We start from the raw sequence: 17,231 nt of genomic DNA on the forward strand, positions 1-17,231 counted from the left end.
ACGCGTCGCCGGAGGCGGGGCCGGGACCTGCCCGCCGGCTGCCGGCGGACGGCGCCGAGGGGTGCGCCGCGGGCCGAGTCCGGTGCGCGACCGACCCGTTGGCCCGGCACACGGCGCCTTGTGTCCCGAATGTCCGTGGCTTGGCCATCCGGGGGCGCGGCGATGTATAACCGGCCGTCTTTGTCGCACGGCCGTCCGTTGCCGTGCGGTATCCCACGACCCAAGGACCACATCGTGCTGCCCTCGTCCCGTAGTCTCCCCGCCGTACTGGCCGTTGCCGGTGCGATATCGCTGGTGTCGGCCTGTGGAGGCCAGGAGCCGGCCGGCTCCGCCGCGTCGGTGCCCAGTGTCTCGAGCGGGGCGAGGGACGGGTCCGGCCCGTCCTCGTCGGCGAGACCTTCTGCCTCGACCTCCGCCTCCGCCTCCCCGTCGACTTCTGCCTCCGCCTCGGCGTCCGCCAAGGCGTCCGCCAGTGCGTCGCCGACGTCCACCGCCTCGCGCGCCCAGGCCGGTTCCGGTGCCGGTGGCACCGCGGACAAGCAGAGTGCCGCGCCTGCGGCGCCGTCCTTCCCCGTGCCGGTCACGGTCGGCAACGCCACCCAGGTGATCACGGTCAAGGCCAGCGGCTCCTACGCCACGGTCACGGCCTGGACCAAGGGGGCGTCCGGGTGGAAGGCGGTCATCTCCGCCAGTGGACGGGTCGGGTCCAACGGGGTCGTCAACGGAGCGACGCGCAAGCAGGGCACGTACACCACGCCGTCGGGCACGTACAGCATCACGGAGGGCTTCGGCGTGGAGGCCGGCGGCACGAGCATGCCGTACACGAAGGTCAATTCCACGCACTGGTGGGTCCAGGACCCGGAGTCGAAGTTCTACAACTCGATGCACACCGCGGCCGGGGCGGACTTCCCGCTCACCGAGTCCGGCGAGCGCGGCAGCGAGCATCTCGTCAACTACCCGACGCAGTACGCCAAGGCGCTGGTCATCAACTTCAACCGCTGGCCCGCTGTACCGGGCCGGGGAGCCGGGATCTTCCTGCACGTCAACGGCAGGGGTGCCACCGCGGGCTGCGTGTCGGTGCCGCGCGCGACGATGGACCGCATCATGGGCTGGATCAAGCCGTCGGCGCACCCGCGCATCGCGATCGGTTGAGTCCCTTACGCACCCGGAGCCGGCCGGCGGGTCGGTCGGCCGGGCCGGCAGCCGGTCCTCGAGGCCCTCATGAAGGACGACCGGGGCCGCCACCCCCCACAGGAGAGGCCCCGGTCGTCGCTCGTGGCGGGGGCGTTGTGGCACCCCGTACTTCTCTCAGCGCCGAGCGTGCTGTTTCTGTCACACCTCGCTTGGTCGCGAAGTCGTTGCAAGTTGTACCAGGCATGGACGTGACACCGTGCGAGGACGTAGCGTGCCTACTCGCGCACGGTGGCGCGAGCAGTGGTGACCAGCTGCAGGTTCGGGACAGGTTGAGGTAGTGCTGGGGGACGACGCGGAGCTGACCGCTGCTGTGCTCGCGGCGCAGGGCGGGGACGAGAGCGCCTTCCGTACTGTGTACCGCGCGGTGCATCCGCGGCTGATCGGCTATGTACGCACCTTGGTCGGCGAGGCCGACGCCGAGGATGTGGCCTCCGAGGCATGGCTGCAGATAGCCCGTGATCTCGACCGCTTCAGCGGTGACGCGGACCGCTTCCGGGGCTGGGCCGCGCGGATCGCCCGCAATCGAGCTCTCGATCACATACGCATGCGTGGCCGGCGGCCCGCCGTCGGCGGCGACGAGACCGAGCTGACGGGCAGGCCGGCCGAGTCCGACACCGCCGACGAGGCCATGGAGTCCCTGTCCACCGGCAGCACCATGGCGCTCATCGCCCAGCTGCCGCAGGACCAGGCCGAGGCGGTCGTTCTCCGTGTCGTGGTCGGCCTCGACGCGAAGAGCGCGGCCAAGACGCTGGGCAAACGGCCCGGCGCCGTAAGGACCGCGGCCCACCGCGGGCTGAAGCGGCTGGCCGAACTGCTCGGCGCGGAGGGTGTGGACATCGCGTACGGAGCCGACGGCGCGGGCGAGTTCGGCAACGTCCCCGAAGAGCCGGGCGCAGCGGCTCCGGAAGCCGCTGCCGATCTCAATGGCCTACCGCCACAGCGCGCCCCTCGGCCCGGTGCCGCGGCTCCCGCCGGTGTGACGCATTCGCGCCTGAGGACGCAGAAGGACATGTGATGGCCGACGAGCGGTACGAGTGGCTTGACAGGGACGCGGCGGAGCGGTTGCTGCGCGGTGAACCGGTCGAGGCCACTGACGAACGCGCCCGTGCGCAGGCCGCACGTCTTTCCGAGACCCTGAGCAGCGCCAGGAGTGGCGCGTACCAGTACGAGGACGGGGAGCTGCCCGGTGAAGCGGCCGCGATGGCCGCCTTCCGCAAGGCCCGGGCCGAAGCGGCCGATGCCGCGGGTCCCGTCGTCGAGAGCCTCGGCGCGGTGCGAGTGGTCCGTGCGGACCGCCGGGCCGGTGCTGTGCGCTTCGGCCGCCCCGTACGGTTCGGGATCGCCGCGGCGGTGGCCGGGTGCGCCCTCGGAGGCGTGGCGGTCGCCGCGGGTGCCGGCGTGCTGCCCGCTCCCTTCGGCGGCCACGACAATCCGCTGCCCGCGTCATCCGTGTCCGCTGCCGAGACTCCGGGCACGCTCGCCTCGGAACCCCCCGGCGGCTGGGGGCAGTCCACCCCTCCGCCCTCCCCGGGCGCCATCACTACGCCCCCGGTGCCCTCGGCGACCGGCGGCGCAAGCCCGACGCCCGGCCTGCCCGGCACCGGTACCCCCGGTGGTCAGCCGACCGGCGGTGGGCAGGACGAGCCCGAGCAGGGCTCGGACAACACGAGCACCGACTGGTACCGCAAGTCCGTCGAGGCATGCAAGGACTACCGCCGCGGGCGCATCGACGGGGACCGCAGGGAGCGCCTGGAGTCGGCTGCCAAGGGCGCCGAGCGGGTGGAGCGATTCTGCGACCGGCTGCTCAGCGGCAACGGCAGCGGCGACTACGAGGACGACGGCGGCTCCGGGGACGGGGACTCCGGCAGCGACGGCTCGGGCGACTCGAGTGACTCGGACCCCGACCGCTCGGGTGATGGACGGGACTCCGACGGCCGGCTGAGGGTGAACCCTCTCGTACCGCCCGTCTCCTGGCCGGCCGGACCCGACGCAGCGGAGGTGCCGGTGCCGAGCCTGCGGCCGGTCGCGATCGGCGATCTGTCGCACCCGGTCTGACCTGCGGTTTTTTCCGCCGCGCGGACTGGTGTGACGTTTTTCGGGGCTACGGCGCAGTAAAGAGTGAGCCGACTGGTCATCGGCCGCGCTTGAGCCGGGGTTCCCCCCGTACCTACGGCTTGGCGCATCTGGCGCGGGCGGGACACGTTCCCCCGGTCCCGCCCGCGCCCCTAATCCTGTGGTTCCGGCCGGTCACCAGTAGATGACGACCTTGTCGCCGCCCCGCACCTGGTCGAAGAGCGCGGCGATCTTCCCCTTGTCCCGGACGTTGACACAGCCGTGCGACGCGCCGTTGTAGCCGCGGGCCGCGAAGTCGGACGAGTAGTGCACGGCCTGGCCGCCGCTGAAGAACATCGCGTACGGCATGGGGGTGTGATAGATCGTCGAGACGTGGTCCCGGGACTTCCAGCCCACGTTGAACTGGCCCTCCCGCGTCGGTGTGTACTGGGAGCCGAAGCGCACATCCATGGTCGACAGCACCTTGCCGTCGACCATCCAGGACAGCGTGCGGGTGGTCTTGCTGATGCACATCACCCGGCCCGTCATACAGCGCGGGTCCGGCTTGGCCCTGGGCTTCTCGACCTCCTTGCCGTCCAGCTCCTCGCGCGTCGGCTTCGTCGTCATGCCGAGCAGCTTCTGCCAGGTCACCGTGTCCGTGCTGCCGGTTGCGGGCACGCCGCGCTTGGCCTGGAACCCCTTGACGGCCGTGGTCGTGACCGGCCCGTAGGAACCGGTCGGCCTGTCGTCGAACCAGCCGATCTGCGCGAGCCTCGCCTGCAGCTCACGCACCTGCTCGCCCTTCGCGCCCTGCGCCATCAGCACCTTGGGCGCGGGTGTCGAGGTGGACGGGCTCGCGGACGGTGACTGCGACGGGTCGGCCGACCCGGACTCCGACGCGGACGGCGTCGCCTCGGTCGCCCTGGGCGCGGCGCTCGACTTGCCGTCGGCCGGCGGCGCGGTCGCGGCCTGTGCGGTGCAGCCGGCCAGCGCCGCCGTCGCGGCCAGCGCGGCCGCGGTGGCAAGCGTTCTGAGCCCCACGTTTTTCCTCGGCATGATTCGTCCCCCTGTGTGTCTGTGCCCGGTGAGACAGATTCACGTCCGGCCCGGTTGCGCAATCCCGCGCATCATGGGGGTAACAGTTGGGCGACGGGGATGACACGGGACGGACGAAGCCGTCGAGGCTGCACGCCGGCCCCGTTGGGGCAGGCTGTGAGCAAGGTCCCAGCGCGCGGCTCTCCACGCGCCGCACGCCCACCGCTACAGTCCGTCGCGAGGATTGTTACCAGCCAGTAGGTCAGTCGAGATCGGTCGAGATCCGGTCGAGGTTGCCGCGAACAGTCACCGGATCAGTGAGTGGATCCAGCGGGAGGCACAGTCACATGGCGCGCGAGTCCGAGTCGGGACTGCCGATCGAACCGGTCTACGGGCCCGAGGCCCTGGACGGCTGGGACCCGGCCGAGAAACTGGGCGAGCCCGGTGCGTACCCCTTCACGCGCGGTGTCTACCCGTCGATGTACACCGGCCGTCCCTGGACGATGCGGCAGTACGCGGGCTTCGGCACCGCCGTCGAGTCCAACGCCCGCTACAAGCATCTGATCGCCAACGGCACGATGGGCCTGTCCGTCGCCTTCGACCTGCCGACCCAGATGGGTCACGACTCCGACGCCCCGATCGCGCACGGCGAGGTCGGCAAGGTCGGCGTGGCGATCGACTCGATCGACGACATGCGGGTGCTGTTCGGCGGGATCCCGCTGGACAAGGTCTCCACGTCGATGACGATCAATGCCCCGGCCGCGCTTCTTCTGCTGCTCTACCAACTGGTGGGCGAGGAGCAGGGCGTTCCCGCGGACAGGCTGACCGGCACGATCCAGAACGACGTCCTCAAGGAGTACATCGCCCGCGGCACCTACATCTTCCCGCCCAAGCCCTCGCTGCGGCTGATCGCCGACATCTTCAAGTACTGCAAGGCCGAGATCCCCAAGTGGAACACCATTTCGATCTCGGGCTACCACATGGCCGAGGCCGGGGCCTCGCCCGCGCAGGAGATCGCCTTCACCCTCGCCGACGGCATCGAGTACGTCCGTACCGCTGTCGCCGCCGGCATGGACGTCGACGACTTCGCCCCCCGCCTCTCGTTCTTCTTCGTGGCGCGCACCACGATCCTCGAGGAGGTCGCCAAGTTCCGGGCAGCCCGCCGGATCTGGGCGAGGGTGATGAAGGAGGAGTTCGGCGCGAAGGACCCCAAGTCGCTGATGCTGCGCTTCCACACCCAGACGGCCGGGGTGCAGCTCACCGCTCAGCAGCCCGAGGTGAACCTGGTCCGCGTCGCCGTCCAGGGGCTCGCCGCCGTCCTCGGCGGCACCCAGTCCCTGCACACCAACTCCTTCGACGAGGCCATCGCGCTGCCCACCGACAAGTCGGCCCGCCTCGCGCTGCGTACGCAGCAGGTCCTCGCGTACGAGACCGATGTGACGGCCACGGTCGACCCGTTCGCGGGTTCGTACGTCGTGGAGAAGATGACCGATGACGTCGAAGCTGCGGCGGTGGCCCTCATGGAGCGCGTCGAGGACCTCGGCGGCGCGGTCAACGCCATCGAACGCGGCTTCCAGAAGAACGAGATCGAGCGCAGCGCCTACCGCATCGCGCAGGAGACCGACAGCGGCGAGCGCGTTGTCGTCGGCGTCAACCGGTACACCCTGGACGCGGAGGAACCGTACGAGCCGCTGCGTGTCGACCCCGCGATCGAGGCCCAGCAGGCAGAGCGTCTGGCCAAGCTGCGCGCCGAACGCGACCAGGCGGCCGTGGACGCGGCACTCGCCGAGCTGAAGAAGGCCGCCGAGGGGACGGACAATGTCCTCTACCCGATGAAGGACGCCCTCAAGGCCCGCGCCACCGTCGGCGAGGTCTGCAATGCGCTGCGCGAGGTGTGGGGTACGTACGTGCCCAGCGACGTGTTCTGAGCAGGTTCCCGCCATATGAAACGCCTGGGGGAGTGTCGTACCGGTGTGCGACACTCCGCTTCATGCTGGGTGTCACCGATCTTCCGACCTATCTCGCAGGCCTTGTCCTGATCATTCTCCTTCCGGGGCCGAACTCGTTGTACGTGCTCTCGGTCGCCGCGCGCCGCGGTGTGCGCACCGGATACAAGGCGGCCACGGGCGTGTGGTGCGGTGACACCGCGCTCATGGTGCTGTCCGCGGCGGGCGTCGCCTCGCTGCTCCAGGCCAATGACGTGCTCTTCGGGATCGTGAAGTTCGCGGGCGCCGGCTATCTGACCTGGCTGGCGATCGGGATGCTGCGGGCCGCCTGGTCGATGTGGCGTACGCGCGAGGAGCTGACGGCCGAGGCGGCCGCATCGTCGCCCGACGCTGCGGCCACGGGCGAGCGGCCGTTCCGCCGGGCCTTTGTCATCAGCCTGTTCAACCCGAAGGCGATTCTGTTCTTCATCGCCTTCTTCGTGCAGTTCGTCGACCCCGCGTACGCCTACCCGGCGCTCTCCTTCGCCGTGCTCGGCACGCTCGCGCAGCTGGCCAGCGTCCTCTACCTGACCCTGCTGATACTCACCGGCACCCACCTGGCCGCCGCCTTCCGCCGCCGTAAGCGCCTCTCGGCGGGGGTGACCTCCGCGGGCGGTGCGCTGTTCCTCGGCTTCGCGGTGAAGATCTCGCTCAGCAGCGCATGACGCGTCCGAGGTAGTCGGCGAGCCCGGCGGAGTCCTCGCCGGCCCAGCCGATGTACCCGTCGGGGCGGACCAGGAACAGCCCCTTGCCGTACGCCTCGTACGGGTCCGTCCGCCGTATGTGCACGATGTCGGGGAGCTGCCGGGGCAGTTCGGCGTCCGTGCCCACTGCCAGCAGCGTGAACTGCGGGCCCCGCAGCAGGTCGAAGATCCGGCGGCCGTCCGGCAACGGGCCGTCCGGTGCACGGTCGCCCGCCTCCAGCACGCCCGCGCCGCCGAGCGACAAAGGGCCGCCGCGGTAGCCGAGGCCCAACTGCCTGGTGTCCTTGCCGCGCTCCTGCTCACCGCGGTGGATACGGGTGGACAGACCCAGCATCTGCGCGGCGACCGGCAGCCGCTCCTGCTCATAGGAGTCGAGCAGCGACTCCGGCGCGCCGTGCCGCAGCACCTGGCCGAGCTTCCAGCCGAGGTTGTACGCGTCCTGGACGCTGGTGTTGAGGCCCTGGCCGCCGGCGGGGGAGTGGATGTGCGCGGCATCGCCGGCCAGGAAGACACGCCCCTCGCGGAACCGGTCGGCCATGGCCGCACGGGGGCGGAAGTCCGAGGCCCATCGCACCTCGGTGACATCGTCCGCCTCCAGGTGGCTGCGGGCGGCGACCAGATTCCGTACACCCTCGGGCGAGGTGTCCGGGGTCCCGTCGGTGAACTGCGCCACGAGCTGGAAGTCGGCGGTGCCGGGCAGCGGGCAGATCGCCATGAACCCCGCGCCGTCGCCGCCGAAGAGATGCCAGTTGTCCCGGTCCAGCGCCGGTACGCGGATGCGGATGTCCGCGACCAGCATCGGGGCGGGGTCGACACACTCGCCGCCCATCCCGATGCCGAGGGCCGCACGGAGCGAGCCGCGGCCGCCGTCCGCGGCGACGGTGTACCGGGCGCGCGCGGCCGCGCCGGTCGACAGCCGAGCCGTGACGCCGTCCGCGTCCTGCGTGAGCCCCGTGGCCTCGTGGCCGAAGGCCACATCCCCGCCGAGCTCGCGGAGACGGGCGAGCAGGATCTCCTGGGTGCGCCACTGCGGGAGCAGCCACGGTTCGCCGTACGGCTCGGCCGGTGTCACCCCCGCGCGGTGGAACATGTCGTGCTCGCCCGCCCGCTCGCCGTCCTGCCAGACCAGACCCATCGGCGCCGGGCCGCCCGCCGCGAGGACCGCGTCCACCACGCCGAGGTCGTCGAAGACCTCCATGGTGCGCGGCTGGATGCCCTTGCCGCGCGAGCCGGGAAAGAGACCGTCCGCCCGCTCGGCGACGAGCACGGACACCCCGCGCCGGCCGAGGTCGCAGGCGAGCGCGAGCCCGGTCGGCCCAGCGCCGACAACGAGAACGTCCACTTCCTTAACGTTGTTAAGTTCCATGTCCGGGAGCATGCACTTAACGGCGTTAAACTGTCAAGGTGGGACCAACGAAGATCGACCGCGCGAAGGTCGCCGACACCGCGCTGCGCCTGCTCAACGAGGTGGGCCTGGACGGACTGACGCTGCGCGCCATCGCCGAGGAACTCGACGTCAAGGCGCCCGCGCTGTACTGGCACTTCAAGGACAAACAGGCGCTGCTCGACGAGATGGCGACGGAGATGCTCCGCAGGATGAACGCGGAGATGGCGGACCCGCCCCCTGCGGACTGGCGCGAGGGACTCGCCGGGACGATGCGGGCGCTGCGCGCGTATCTGCTGCGCTACCGGGACGGGGCCAAGGTCTACAGCGGCACGCGCTTCACGGACACCAGTTACGCGGCGCCGATGGACGCCCACCTGCGCAGACTCACCGACGCGGGCTTCACCCCGGCCGCAGCGGCCCGCGCCTTTGTGACGGCGTACAGCTACACGATCGGCTACGTCATCGAGGAACAGTCCATGGGCCCCGACCCGGTCACCGGCGAGGGCTACGACCTGATCGCGCGCGCTGAGCGGCTCGCGGACCACCCGCTGGCGGCGCAGGCGGGCTTCGAGCTGTTCACCCACCACGACGAGGGCTTCGAGACGGGGCTGGCGGCGGTGGTGGCGGGGGTGGAGGCGGTGCTGTTGCGGGCGGCGTCGGAGTAAGGGCCGTCGCCCCTCGGCCGGGTCGGTCTGCGGGCCCGGCGCGATGGGGGCCGAATTTCACGCGGCGGACGACCCGTCACCCGGGACGAGCGCGTTGATCCACTTCTGTGCCGTCGCGAGGTCGGGCGCTGTGCCCGCCGGTTCGTGTGAAAATCCGTTCCACTCCTCCAGCACCCGCGGCTCGTCGGGGCGGAGGTGGCCGGAGCCGCCGTGGGAGGCCACGAGCGTGTCGTCGACGCGGGCCGCGTCGTCGAGCGCCTGTTGAGCGGCCTCGGTGCCCAGCGAACCTGCGAATCTTCCGGAGCGGGTACGCAGTTATGGGCTCCCGCGGGTGTGGCGGACGCGGGCTCAGATGGCGGGCGGGGCTGTCGCGTGGCGCGTCTGCTGGATCAGGGCGGTGGTGCGCGTTCCAGGAGTTCGCAGAGTGTGGCGTGTTCGGCCTGACACCGTGGTCACCCTGGACGATCTTCCACCGCACCGCACCGCACCGCCCCGGTCACGGGAAGGGGCGGGGTGGGGGAACGAACCCCGCCCCGCCCGGTGCCGGAAGCCGAGGCCCCGGAACCCGGGGCAGCGGTCGGTCCTCAGCCCAGCGCTGCGCGCTTCAGGCGGCGCGCCCGGCGCACCACGCGGCGTACCGCCGCATGACGCGGGACCGGGATGCCGCCCGGCAGGCCCAGGACCGTCAGTCGGCGGCGCTTGAAGTAGCGCCAGACACGGGAATCCGCCCCGCTGCTGAGGAAACGCTCCGCCCCGGGCCGCAGATCCGGCCGCAGCTGCGGCTGCATCGCGAAGCCGACCGCGGTGAGCAGCCCCGTGAGCCGCTCGCCGGCCTCCGCGGGGGCACCCGCCTCGCCCGCCTCCAGATCCGGCAGCAGCGCGTCGACGATGGTCAGCGGCACCCGGTTGCTGTTCTGGTACGGGGTGAGCCGGTCCAGCAGCGGCTCCGTGCCGATCCGGGCGACGGGGATGTCGTAGAACGTGCTCGCCGTGAGCAGCGCGGTGGAGAAGCAGCCCGCCACCAGGGCGGGGCGCAGCTGCCGGTAGAGCACCTCGGCGAGCAGCGGGCGGTCCAGCACGGTCAGTTCGGCGTCCAGCTCCGCCGCCTCGCGCTCCAGCGTGCGGGTCCAGGAGGCCGGGGCGGTGGGGTGCGGCTTGAACACGATCCGGCGATGGCCCAGGGCGACCGCGCCCTTGACCATGCGGACATGGAGTTCTTCCTCCTCCTTGGGCGTGATGATGCCCAGCGCCGCGAGGTACTGGCCGAGCAGCAGCGCCGGTCCCTCGCCGACCTGGGACGCGGAGGCGTCCACGTCGTCCTGGGCGGCGTCGGAGAGCTCGGCGATGACCTTGACGAACGCCTCCGTCGGAATGATCCGGGGCTGTGCCCCGAACTCCGCGAGCAGCAAGGGCCGCAGACCTGGCACCAGGTCCAGATGGAACAGTCGCCGCACCCGCTCCCCGACCAGCGGGTCGATCTTGTTGCGGGTGGGGCCGTAGCTCATCAGCCCGTCCGCGTACACATCGAGTGTCGCGTCCGGGAAGAGCTGGGCGATCGCGAGGGCCGGGTTGACCTGGATGGACTCGACGGCGAGCTCGACCCGGTCGTCGCCGAGTTCCCACAGCTGCCGCAGATACCGTTCCCACAGGGGGATGTCGTCACCGCGCGGGGCCCATCCACCGGGGTGGAAGGGGGCGATGGTCTCGTTCCAGGACAGCACTCCGTCGAAGCGGCCGCGCAGCCCCTCGAAGCCGGGCATCCGGTCCAGAGCGACGCTGGTCTCGGGTGTCGTCGCGTTGTTGGCGACCAGCAACAGCCGCCGGTCCGCCTCATCGAAGCAGCCGCTGTCGATCGCGGCGGCGAGCGTGGCCGCCCCGTACAGAGAGGAGGCGTAGAAGATCTGGGTGGTGGGCATCAGGCCGCGGCCTCCACGGAGAGAGGGGCGGGGCGGCGGCGCACCCGGCGCAGCCTGGACGACCGCTCGATGTCCATCGAATCGAGTGCGTCCTTGAGAATGTCCTGCGGCATACGCTTCAGTGCGGCCGCGCTCATCGTGCGCAATTTCCGTGCCACAGCGGGCTCGAACCTCTCGATCGATCCCAAGTGGTGGGAGATGACGGCACAGTATGTGCGTACGGCCTTCGGCAGCAGCCGGTCGGCATCCGGATCATTCGCCGTTTCTTCGAGTACCTGGTCGAATGCCTTGATGAAATCGAGCTGCCGGATGTCGCCGATCTGGGTGAGCGACGAGGCGACTCCGCGGCGATAGAAGATTCCCAGCTGACTGATCGTGGCAAATGATTCCGCCTCGCGGTGCAGCCGCCAGATCCACGGCCGGTCCTCGGCGGTACGCAGGCCGTGCGTGAAGTGCAGCAGCCCCCGGTCCATGAGCCGGCGGTGGTACATCCCGGCCCAGGCGAAGGGGTAGTCGACGCCGGTCGAGCGATCGGCGGGCAGGATGGCGTCGCGCGGCCGGAGCACCTCGCCGCGCCGGCCCACCGGCACTCGGTGCACCTTGCGCTCGCGTGCCGTGCACTGGACGTGATCGGTGCGGACGAAGTCGACCCCGAGGCTCTCCTGGGCGGCGAGCAGCTGCTCGAAGTGGCCCGGGGCCAGCCAGTCGTCGCCGTCGAGGAAGGTGAGGTACTCGCCGCGCGCGGCGTCCAGGCCGGTGTTGCGCGCGGTGGCGAGTCCGCCGTTCCGTTCATGTCTGATCAGGACGGCGCCGGGTACCTCGCGTTCGGCGCGCTCGAGGATCTCCGGAGTGCCGTCCGTCGAACAGTCGTCGACGAGCAGGAACTCGAAGTCCTCGCGGGCGTTCGCCTGCAGGCTCCTGAGGGTGTCCGGGGCATATGTCTGCACGTTGTAGAACGGCACGATGACGGAGAGCTTAACCACCTGCGTGAGGCTAGGTCGGCCACCGGGCATTCGTATTGACTGCCAGAGGGATGGAAGGTGAACGCAGAGCGTCGAGTCCGTTAACCAGCCCGTTTCCCGGGTCTTTACCCCGTCCGTAGACGTGCTGTTAACCCGCTGTTGCAGTCGAGTTGGGCCGTGAATCGAAATGGCTTCCTAACGTCCTCGACGTGCCAACAAGTACCAGTGAGGCCGTACGGGTCGCCGTACTCGCCGACTCCGACACCCGGTGGAAATGGGGCGCGCTCACCGCGCGCCGTATCGCCCCGAGCACCTCCGTGGAGCTCAGCGGATTTCTGCTGCGCGGCCGGGCCACTCCCACGGCCCGCCAGCTCGCGGAGGTGGGGGTGCGCGCCGACGCACTGCGCGAGGTGACGGGGAACGAGTTCCTGCGCACGATGAAGGACGAGCCGTACGACATCGTCGTGCTCGCCCTCGTCGGAGGCGCGGTGCAGGCCATGCTGCACGGACTGGCCGCACTCGCCCTGCCCCGCCGGCCCGTGGTCGTCACCGGCTATGTCGGCGTCGTGTACGAGAAGCTCTCCGACGGCCTGCTGCTGCGCCACGGAGCGGATGTCGTCCTCGCCAACTCCCGTCATGACGCGGACCGTTTCCGCGCAGTGTACGAAGGGGTCGGCGCCGACGCGTCGGCCGTCACCGAGGCCGCCCTGCCGTTCCTCGGCGGTGAGCCGTACGCGCCCAAGGACGACCGCGACACTCTTGTCTTCGCGGCCCAGCCGTCGGTTCCCGCCTCCCGCGCGGACCGCACGTATCTGCTGCGCCGGCTCGTCGAGCACGCCCGTCTCCACCCGAAGCGCGAGGTGCTGCTCAAACTCCGCTCCAAGCCGGGCGAGCACACCACCCATATCGAAGAGCTCCCCTACCAGAAGCTCGCCGACAAGCTGCCCGGCGGACTGCCGCCCAACTTCCGGCTGGTCTACGGGCACATGGGCGACGTCCTGGACCGCACCGACCTGTTGGTGACCGTCTCCTCGACCGCCGCCCTGGAGTCCCTGCACCGGCGCATCCCCACCGCCGTCCTCACCGACTTCGGTGTGCGCGAGGCGCTCGGCAACCACCACTTCCTGGGCTCGGGCCTGATGGCCTCCTGGGACCAGCTCGACGGCGGCCACCGGCCCACGCCGGACGCCGAGTGGCTGGCCGGGCAGGGCGTCGCCGCGGACGGCTCGTACGACAGCGCCTTCGACGAGGTCCGCAAGCGCGTCGCCGAACTGCTGCTGGTGCCCAGCCTCCCGGCGCCCGCGCCGTACTACACCCCGAGCACCGCGCCCGGATATCTGCCGGGCATCCTCGCCCGCCACCACCTCGCCCCCGACGGCACCCCGTTGCCCGGATCGGCCGTGACGACCGAGGTCAGCGGCGTACGACGGGTGGTGCGCGAGGCGGTCAGAGAGGTGGCCCGGGGCGCGTACCGCCACGGCGTGCAGCGCGTCGCCCCCGTCATCCGCCGGATGGGCGAGCTGTGATCCCGGCCCCCACGAACCCCGGCCCGGCAGCCGCCCGCACCGACGGCGCCATGGCCCCGCACCCTGCGTACTCAGGAGCACCGATGACCGTACTCGCCGTGATCCCCGCCCGCGGTGGATCCAAGGGCGTCCCGGCCAAGAACCTGGCCCCCGTGGGCGGCGTACCGCTCGTGGCCCGGGCCGTCCACGCCTGCCTCGAGGCCCCGCTGGTGACCCATGTCGTGGTCTCCACCGACGACGAGGCCATCGCCGGTGCGGCGCGCAGCGCGGGCGCCGAAGTGGTGCTGCGCCCCGCCGCCATCGCCGGTGACACCGCCACCAGCGAATCCGCGGTGCTGCACGCCATGGACGCGCACGAGGCGATGCACGGAGCACCCGTCGACGTGGTGCTGCTCGTGCAGTGCACCAGCCCGTTCCTGTCGCGCGACGACGTCGAGGGTGTCGCCCGCGCGGTCGTCGAGGACGGTGCGGACAGCGCGGTCACCGTCGCGCCCTTCCACGGCTTCGTCTGGCGGGAGAGCGACAGCAGCGCCGCCGCGGCCGGCGAGAGTGCCGAGCGCGCGGTCGGCTCCACGGCCGTGCTCGTCGACGCCGCCACCACCACCGGCTCCGGGTACGGCGTCAACCACGACTCGTCCTTCCGGCCGCGCCGCCAGGACCGCCCGCAGGACTTCCTGGAGACCGGTGCCGCCTACGCCATGTCGGCCACCGGGTTCCGCGAGGCCCGGCACCGGTTCTTCGGACACACCGCGCTGGTGCGCACCGATCCGGCGCGAGTCCTGGAGGTCGACGATCCGCACGACCTGGCCCGCGCCCGGGCGCTCGCGCCGCTGCTGGACGAGGCCGTGCTGCCCACCCGCGAGGACATCGACGCCGTCGTACTCGACTTCGACGGCACCCAGACCGACGACCGGGTGCTCATCGACGCGGACGGCCGCGAGATCGTCGCCGTCCACCGCGGTGACGGCCTCGGTGTCTCCCATCTGCGCAAGGCCGGCCTGGAACTGCTGATCCTTTCCACCGAGCAGAACCCGGTGGTCGCCGCCCGTGCCCGGAAGCTGAACGTCCCCGTGCTGCACGGCATCGACCGCAAGGACCTCGCACTCGAGCGGTGGTGCGAGGAGCACAAGATCGCCCCCGAGCGGGTGCTCTACGTCGGCAACGACGTCAATGACCTTCCGTGCTTCCGCCTCGCCGGCTGGCCCGTGGCCGTCGCGAGCGCGCACGACTCCGTACGGGCCGCCGCGCGTGCCGTCACTGCCACGCCCGGTGGCGAGGGGGCGATCCGCGAGATCGCCGCCTGGCTCCTCGGCCCGACCCTCACCCACACCCCCGAAACCACCCCCCAGTCCCCCGAAAAGTAAGGAACCACCCCCCATGAGCAACTTCCGTCTGCGCGTCCTCGGCAACAAGACCGCCGGCCCCGGCCACCCCGTCTACGTGACCGGTGAGATCGGCATCAACCACAACGGCGACCTGGACAACGCCTTCAAGCTGATCGACGCCGCCGCCGAAGCCGGCTGCGACGCCGTCAAGTTCCAGAAGCGCACCCCGGAGATCTGCACCCCGCGCGACCAGTGGGACATCGAGCGCGACACCCCCTGGGGCCGGATGACGTACATCGACTACCGCCACCGCGTCGAGTTCGGCGAGGACGAGTACCGCCAGATCGACGAGCACTGCAAGAAGCGCGGCATCGACTGGTTCGCCTCCCCGTGGGACACCGAGGCCGTCGCCTTCCTGGAGAAGTTCGACGTCCCCGCCCACAAGGTGGCCTCCGCGTCCCTCACGGACGACGAGCTGCTGCGCGCCCTGCGCGCCACCGGCAAGACGGTGATCCTCTCCACCGGTATGTCGACGCCGAAGCAGATCCGCCACGCCGTCGAGGTGCTGGGCAGCGACAACATCCTGCTCTGCCACGCCACCTCGACGTACCCCGCGAAGGCCGAGGAGCTCAACCTGCGTGTGATCAACACGCTGCAGGGCGAGTTCCCGAACGTGCCGATCGGCTACTCCGGCCACGAGACCGGTCTGCAGACCACCCTCGCCGCCGTCGCCCTCGGCGCCGCCTTCGTCGAGCGCCACATCACCCTCGACCGCGCGATGTGGGGTTCCGACCAGGCCGCCTCCGTCGAGCCGCAGGGCCTCACGCGTCTCGTCCGTGACATCCGCACCATCGAGACCGCGCTCGGCGACGGAGTCAAGAAGGTCTACGACTCCGAGCTCGCCCCCATGAAGAAGCTGCGCCGCGTCGCGGGCGTCGTCGCCGAGGCGGACGACCGTGAGCCTGCCGCGGTCTGAGGACCGGGCCGACACAAGCCGGCCGGCCCCGTGGGAACGAGCCACGGCGGCAACCAGCAACACCCCCTGGCGCGGTGAGCCACGGGCCGGCCGCCCGGCCGGCCCGTGGAAACCCGCCCCGGCGGCAATCACCATCGCCCCTGGCACGGCCGGCCACGACCGTGCCACCCGTGGTCTGCCGGTGGAAACCCGCCACGGAGGCAACCACCATCGCCCCCTGGCATGGCCCGGCCACGACCGCGCCACCGCCGACTGCGTGTCACGAGGTGAGCTCCAGTGAACCTGGCCTTTGTCGAGAGTCCGGTCCAGCTCCTGAACGTCCTGGAGTGGGCCCACACCCGCGCGGGCGCGGCACAACCCGGTGAGCGCGCCGGTCACGGCCGGGCGGACGGCCTCACGATCGTCGTCCTGTCGCCCACCGACCCCATGTCGCGCGGCCAGCTGCGCCGGATGGCGGAGCTGGCCCGCGGCGAGGGGTACGGCGTCCGCTGGCAGGAGGCGCGCGGCGGGGCGGGCGCTCCGCTGCGGACGGTGCGCGAACTGGGCCCGGTACTGCGCCGCGCCGAGCGCATCGTCATAGGGGACCCGTTCTCCCGGTACGTACAGATGCTGCTGACCCTGGTCGGCGGCAAGGAGCTGACCGTCGTCGACGACGGCACGGCGACCATGGAGTTCGTCGCCCAGGTCGCCCGTGGTGAGCGGCTGGTGCGCTGGCACCGGCGAGGCGGTCGGCGGGGGCCGCGTGAGCTGGTGCTCGCGCCGGTCACCTTCCTGGCGCGTCGCAAACTCAGCCCGTCGCGGGCGCGCAAGGTCGAGGTGTTCACCTCGATGCCGCTCGACCCACCGCCGGGCATAGAGGTCACGCCGAACGACTTCGCCTGGACCCGGGCACGCTTCGGCCCGCCGACGATCACCCGGGGTGCCGACATGGTCGGTACGTCCCTGGTGGAGACAGGTGTCATCGATCTGGGGCAGTACCTCGACGCGGTGGCGGCGCTGGCCCGGACACACGGTGCGACGCGCTACTTCGCGCACCGCAGGGAGAGCGCGGACAAGCTGCACCGGCTGGCCGCCCGGACGGGTCTGGAGATCGTGCGTCCGGATCTGCCGCTCGAACTGATCGCCCGCCGAGGCCCGATAGGCCGTACGGTGCTCAGCTTCCCCTCGACCGTCGTCCATACGCTGCCGCTGGCGCTGGCGGGGACCGGTATCAAGGTGGCGGTGTGCGACATCGCGCCCGAGTGGCTCAAGGACAGTGCCTCGCCGCGCGCCCAGGGTTTCCTGGCCGGCGTCACGGGCACCGCACGCGATGTGCAGCGGCTGCCGTCACCGGCGTGAAGTTGCCGGGCATGGAGCGGAGAGGAAAGATCGGCTCAAGTGGGAAGTTGCGTGAGCTTACCCACTACGACTGTCGGCCAATCGCCGCGCAGCCGGATTTCTGTCCCCTATGAGGCTGATGTTTTGTTGATCGCACGGTAGTCGGCCCCTCGAGGGGCCTACTCTT

At 71.0% G+C, this 17,231-nt stretch carries 15 protein-coding genes; 10 read left to right on the forward strand and 5 right to left on the reverse strand.

Annotation, left to right across the window (positions count from 1 at the left end; all coding sequences use genetic code 11):
• Positions 1 to 234: 234 nt before the first annotated feature.
• The 3 genes from ACFYWI_RS04650 to ACFYWI_RS04660 all read left to right on the forward strand — a co-directional run bounded on the left by ACFYWI_RS04650 (position 235) and on the right by ACFYWI_RS04660 (position 3,249).
• Positions 235 to 1,152, forward strand: a complete 918-nt coding sequence (locus ACFYWI_RS04650; RefSeq protein ID WP_389225085.1) for a L,D-transpeptidase — start codon at positions 235 to 237, stop codon at positions 1,150 to 1,152.
• A gap of 319 nt (positions 1,153 to 1,471) precedes the next feature.
• A complete protein-coding gene (locus ACFYWI_RS04655) occupies positions 1,472 to 2,209 on the forward strand; it encodes an RNA polymerase sigma factor (protein ID WP_389225087.1) in 738 nt (245 codons plus the stop codon).
• Positions 2,209 to 3,249 (forward strand): hypothetical protein, encoded by a 1,041-nt coding sequence (locus tag ACFYWI_RS04660; RefSeq protein ID WP_389225089.1) that lies wholly within the window; start codon positions 2,209 to 2,211, stop codon positions 3,247 to 3,249. The genes ACFYWI_RS04655 and ACFYWI_RS04660 overlap by 1 nt, the downstream gene beginning before the upstream one ends.
• 192 nt (positions 3,250 to 3,441) lie before the next feature.
• Here ACFYWI_RS04660 and ACFYWI_RS04665 read toward each other — a convergent pair whose 3' ends face one another.
• Positions 3,442 to 4,302: a L,D-transpeptidase family protein gene (locus tag ACFYWI_RS04665; protein ID WP_389225091.1), complete on the reverse strand. Its 861-nt coding sequence runs from the start codon at positions 4,300 to 4,302 to the stop codon at positions 3,442 to 3,444.
• Positions 4,303 to 4,628: 326 nt separating this feature from the next.
• Between ACFYWI_RS04665 and ACFYWI_RS04670 the strand changes: the two genes are divergently transcribed.
• Both ACFYWI_RS04670 and leuE read left to right on the forward strand, forming a co-directional pair.
• Positions 4,629 to 6,209, forward strand: coding sequence for a methylmalonyl-CoA mutase (locus tag ACFYWI_RS04670; protein ID WP_389225093.1), 1,581 nt, complete (start codon positions 4,629 to 4,631; stop codon positions 6,207 to 6,209).
• Positions 6,210 to 6,271: 62 nt separating this feature from the next.
• A complete protein-coding gene (gene leuE, locus ACFYWI_RS04675; RefSeq protein ID WP_389225095.1) occupies positions 6,272 to 6,931 on the forward strand; it encodes a leucine efflux protein LeuE in 660 nt (219 codons plus the stop codon).
• On the opposite strand, the gene ACFYWI_RS04680 is transcribed toward leuE, so the two are convergent.
• Positions 6,918 to 8,336 (reverse strand): FAD-dependent monooxygenase, encoded by a 1,419-nt coding sequence (locus ACFYWI_RS04680; RefSeq protein ID WP_389225097.1) that lies wholly within the window; start codon positions 8,334 to 8,336, stop codon positions 6,918 to 6,920. The genes leuE and ACFYWI_RS04680 overlap by 14 nt on opposite strands.
• 38 nt (positions 8,337 to 8,374) lie before the next feature.
• On the opposite strand from ACFYWI_RS04680, the gene ACFYWI_RS04685 reads away from it, so the two are divergent.
• Positions 8,375 to 9,022 carry a TetR/AcrR family transcriptional regulator C-terminal domain-containing protein gene (locus ACFYWI_RS04685; protein WP_389225099.1) on the forward strand — a complete coding sequence of 216 codons (648 nt, stop codon included), beginning with the start codon at positions 8,375 to 8,377 and terminating at the stop codon, positions 9,020 to 9,022.
• 57 nt (positions 9,023 to 9,079) lie between these two features.
• Here the strand turns inward: ACFYWI_RS04685 and ACFYWI_RS04690 are convergent, their stop codons facing one another.
• The 3 genes from ACFYWI_RS04690 to ACFYWI_RS04700 all read right to left on the reverse strand — a co-directional run bounded on the left by ACFYWI_RS04690 (position 9,080) and on the right by ACFYWI_RS04700 (position 11,921).
• Complete coding sequence (locus ACFYWI_RS04690) at positions 9,080 to 9,244, reverse strand: DUF6087 family protein (protein ID WP_389225101.1); 165 nt, start codon at positions 9,242 to 9,244, stop codon at positions 9,080 to 9,082.
• Between the two features lie 362 nt (positions 9,245 to 9,606).
• Positions 9,607 to 10,938 carry an alpha-2,8-polysialyltransferase family protein gene (locus ACFYWI_RS04695; protein ID WP_389225103.1) on the reverse strand — a complete coding sequence of 444 codons (1,332 nt, stop codon included), beginning with the start codon at positions 10,936 to 10,938 and terminating at the stop codon, positions 9,607 to 9,609.
• A complete protein-coding gene (locus tag ACFYWI_RS04700; protein ID WP_389225105.1) occupies positions 10,938 to 11,921 on the reverse strand; it encodes a glycosyltransferase family 2 protein in 984 nt (327 codons plus the stop codon). The genes ACFYWI_RS04695 and ACFYWI_RS04700 overlap by 1 nt, the downstream gene beginning before the upstream one ends.
• Before the next feature lie 188 nt (positions 11,922 to 12,109).
• Here ACFYWI_RS04700 and ACFYWI_RS04705 point away from each other — a divergent pair, with 188 nt between their 5' ends.
• The 4 genes from ACFYWI_RS04705 to ACFYWI_RS04720 all read left to right on the forward strand — a co-directional run bounded on the left by ACFYWI_RS04705 (position 12,110) and on the right by ACFYWI_RS04720 (position 17,065).
• Positions 12,110 to 13,426 carry a DUF6716 putative glycosyltransferase gene (locus ACFYWI_RS04705; RefSeq protein ID WP_389225107.1) on the forward strand — a complete coding sequence of 439 codons (1,317 nt, stop codon included), beginning with the start codon at positions 12,110 to 12,112 and terminating at the stop codon, positions 13,424 to 13,426.
• Between the two features lie 83 nt (positions 13,427 to 13,509).
• Positions 13,510 to 14,790, forward strand: coding sequence for a cytidylyltransferase domain-containing protein (locus tag ACFYWI_RS04710; protein ID WP_389225109.1), 1,281 nt, complete (start codon positions 13,510 to 13,512; stop codon positions 14,788 to 14,790).
• A gap of 13 nt (positions 14,791 to 14,803) precedes the next feature.
• Positions 14,804 to 15,727: an N-acetylneuraminate synthase family protein gene (locus ACFYWI_RS04715; protein ID WP_389225111.1), complete on the forward strand. Its 924-nt coding sequence runs from the start codon at positions 14,804 to 14,806 to the stop codon at positions 15,725 to 15,727.
• Positions 15,728 to 16,003: 276 nt separating this feature from the next.
• Positions 16,004 to 17,065 (forward strand): hypothetical protein, encoded by a 1,062-nt coding sequence (locus tag ACFYWI_RS04720; protein ID WP_389225113.1) that lies wholly within the window; start codon positions 16,004 to 16,006, stop codon positions 17,063 to 17,065.
• Positions 17,066 to 17,231 lie beyond the last annotated feature (166 nt).

Origin of the sequence: Streptomyces sp. NPDC002889 (assembly GCF_042888425.1) — a bacterium.
GTDB lineage: Bacteria > Actinomycetota > Actinomycetes > Streptomycetales > Streptomycetaceae > Streptomyces.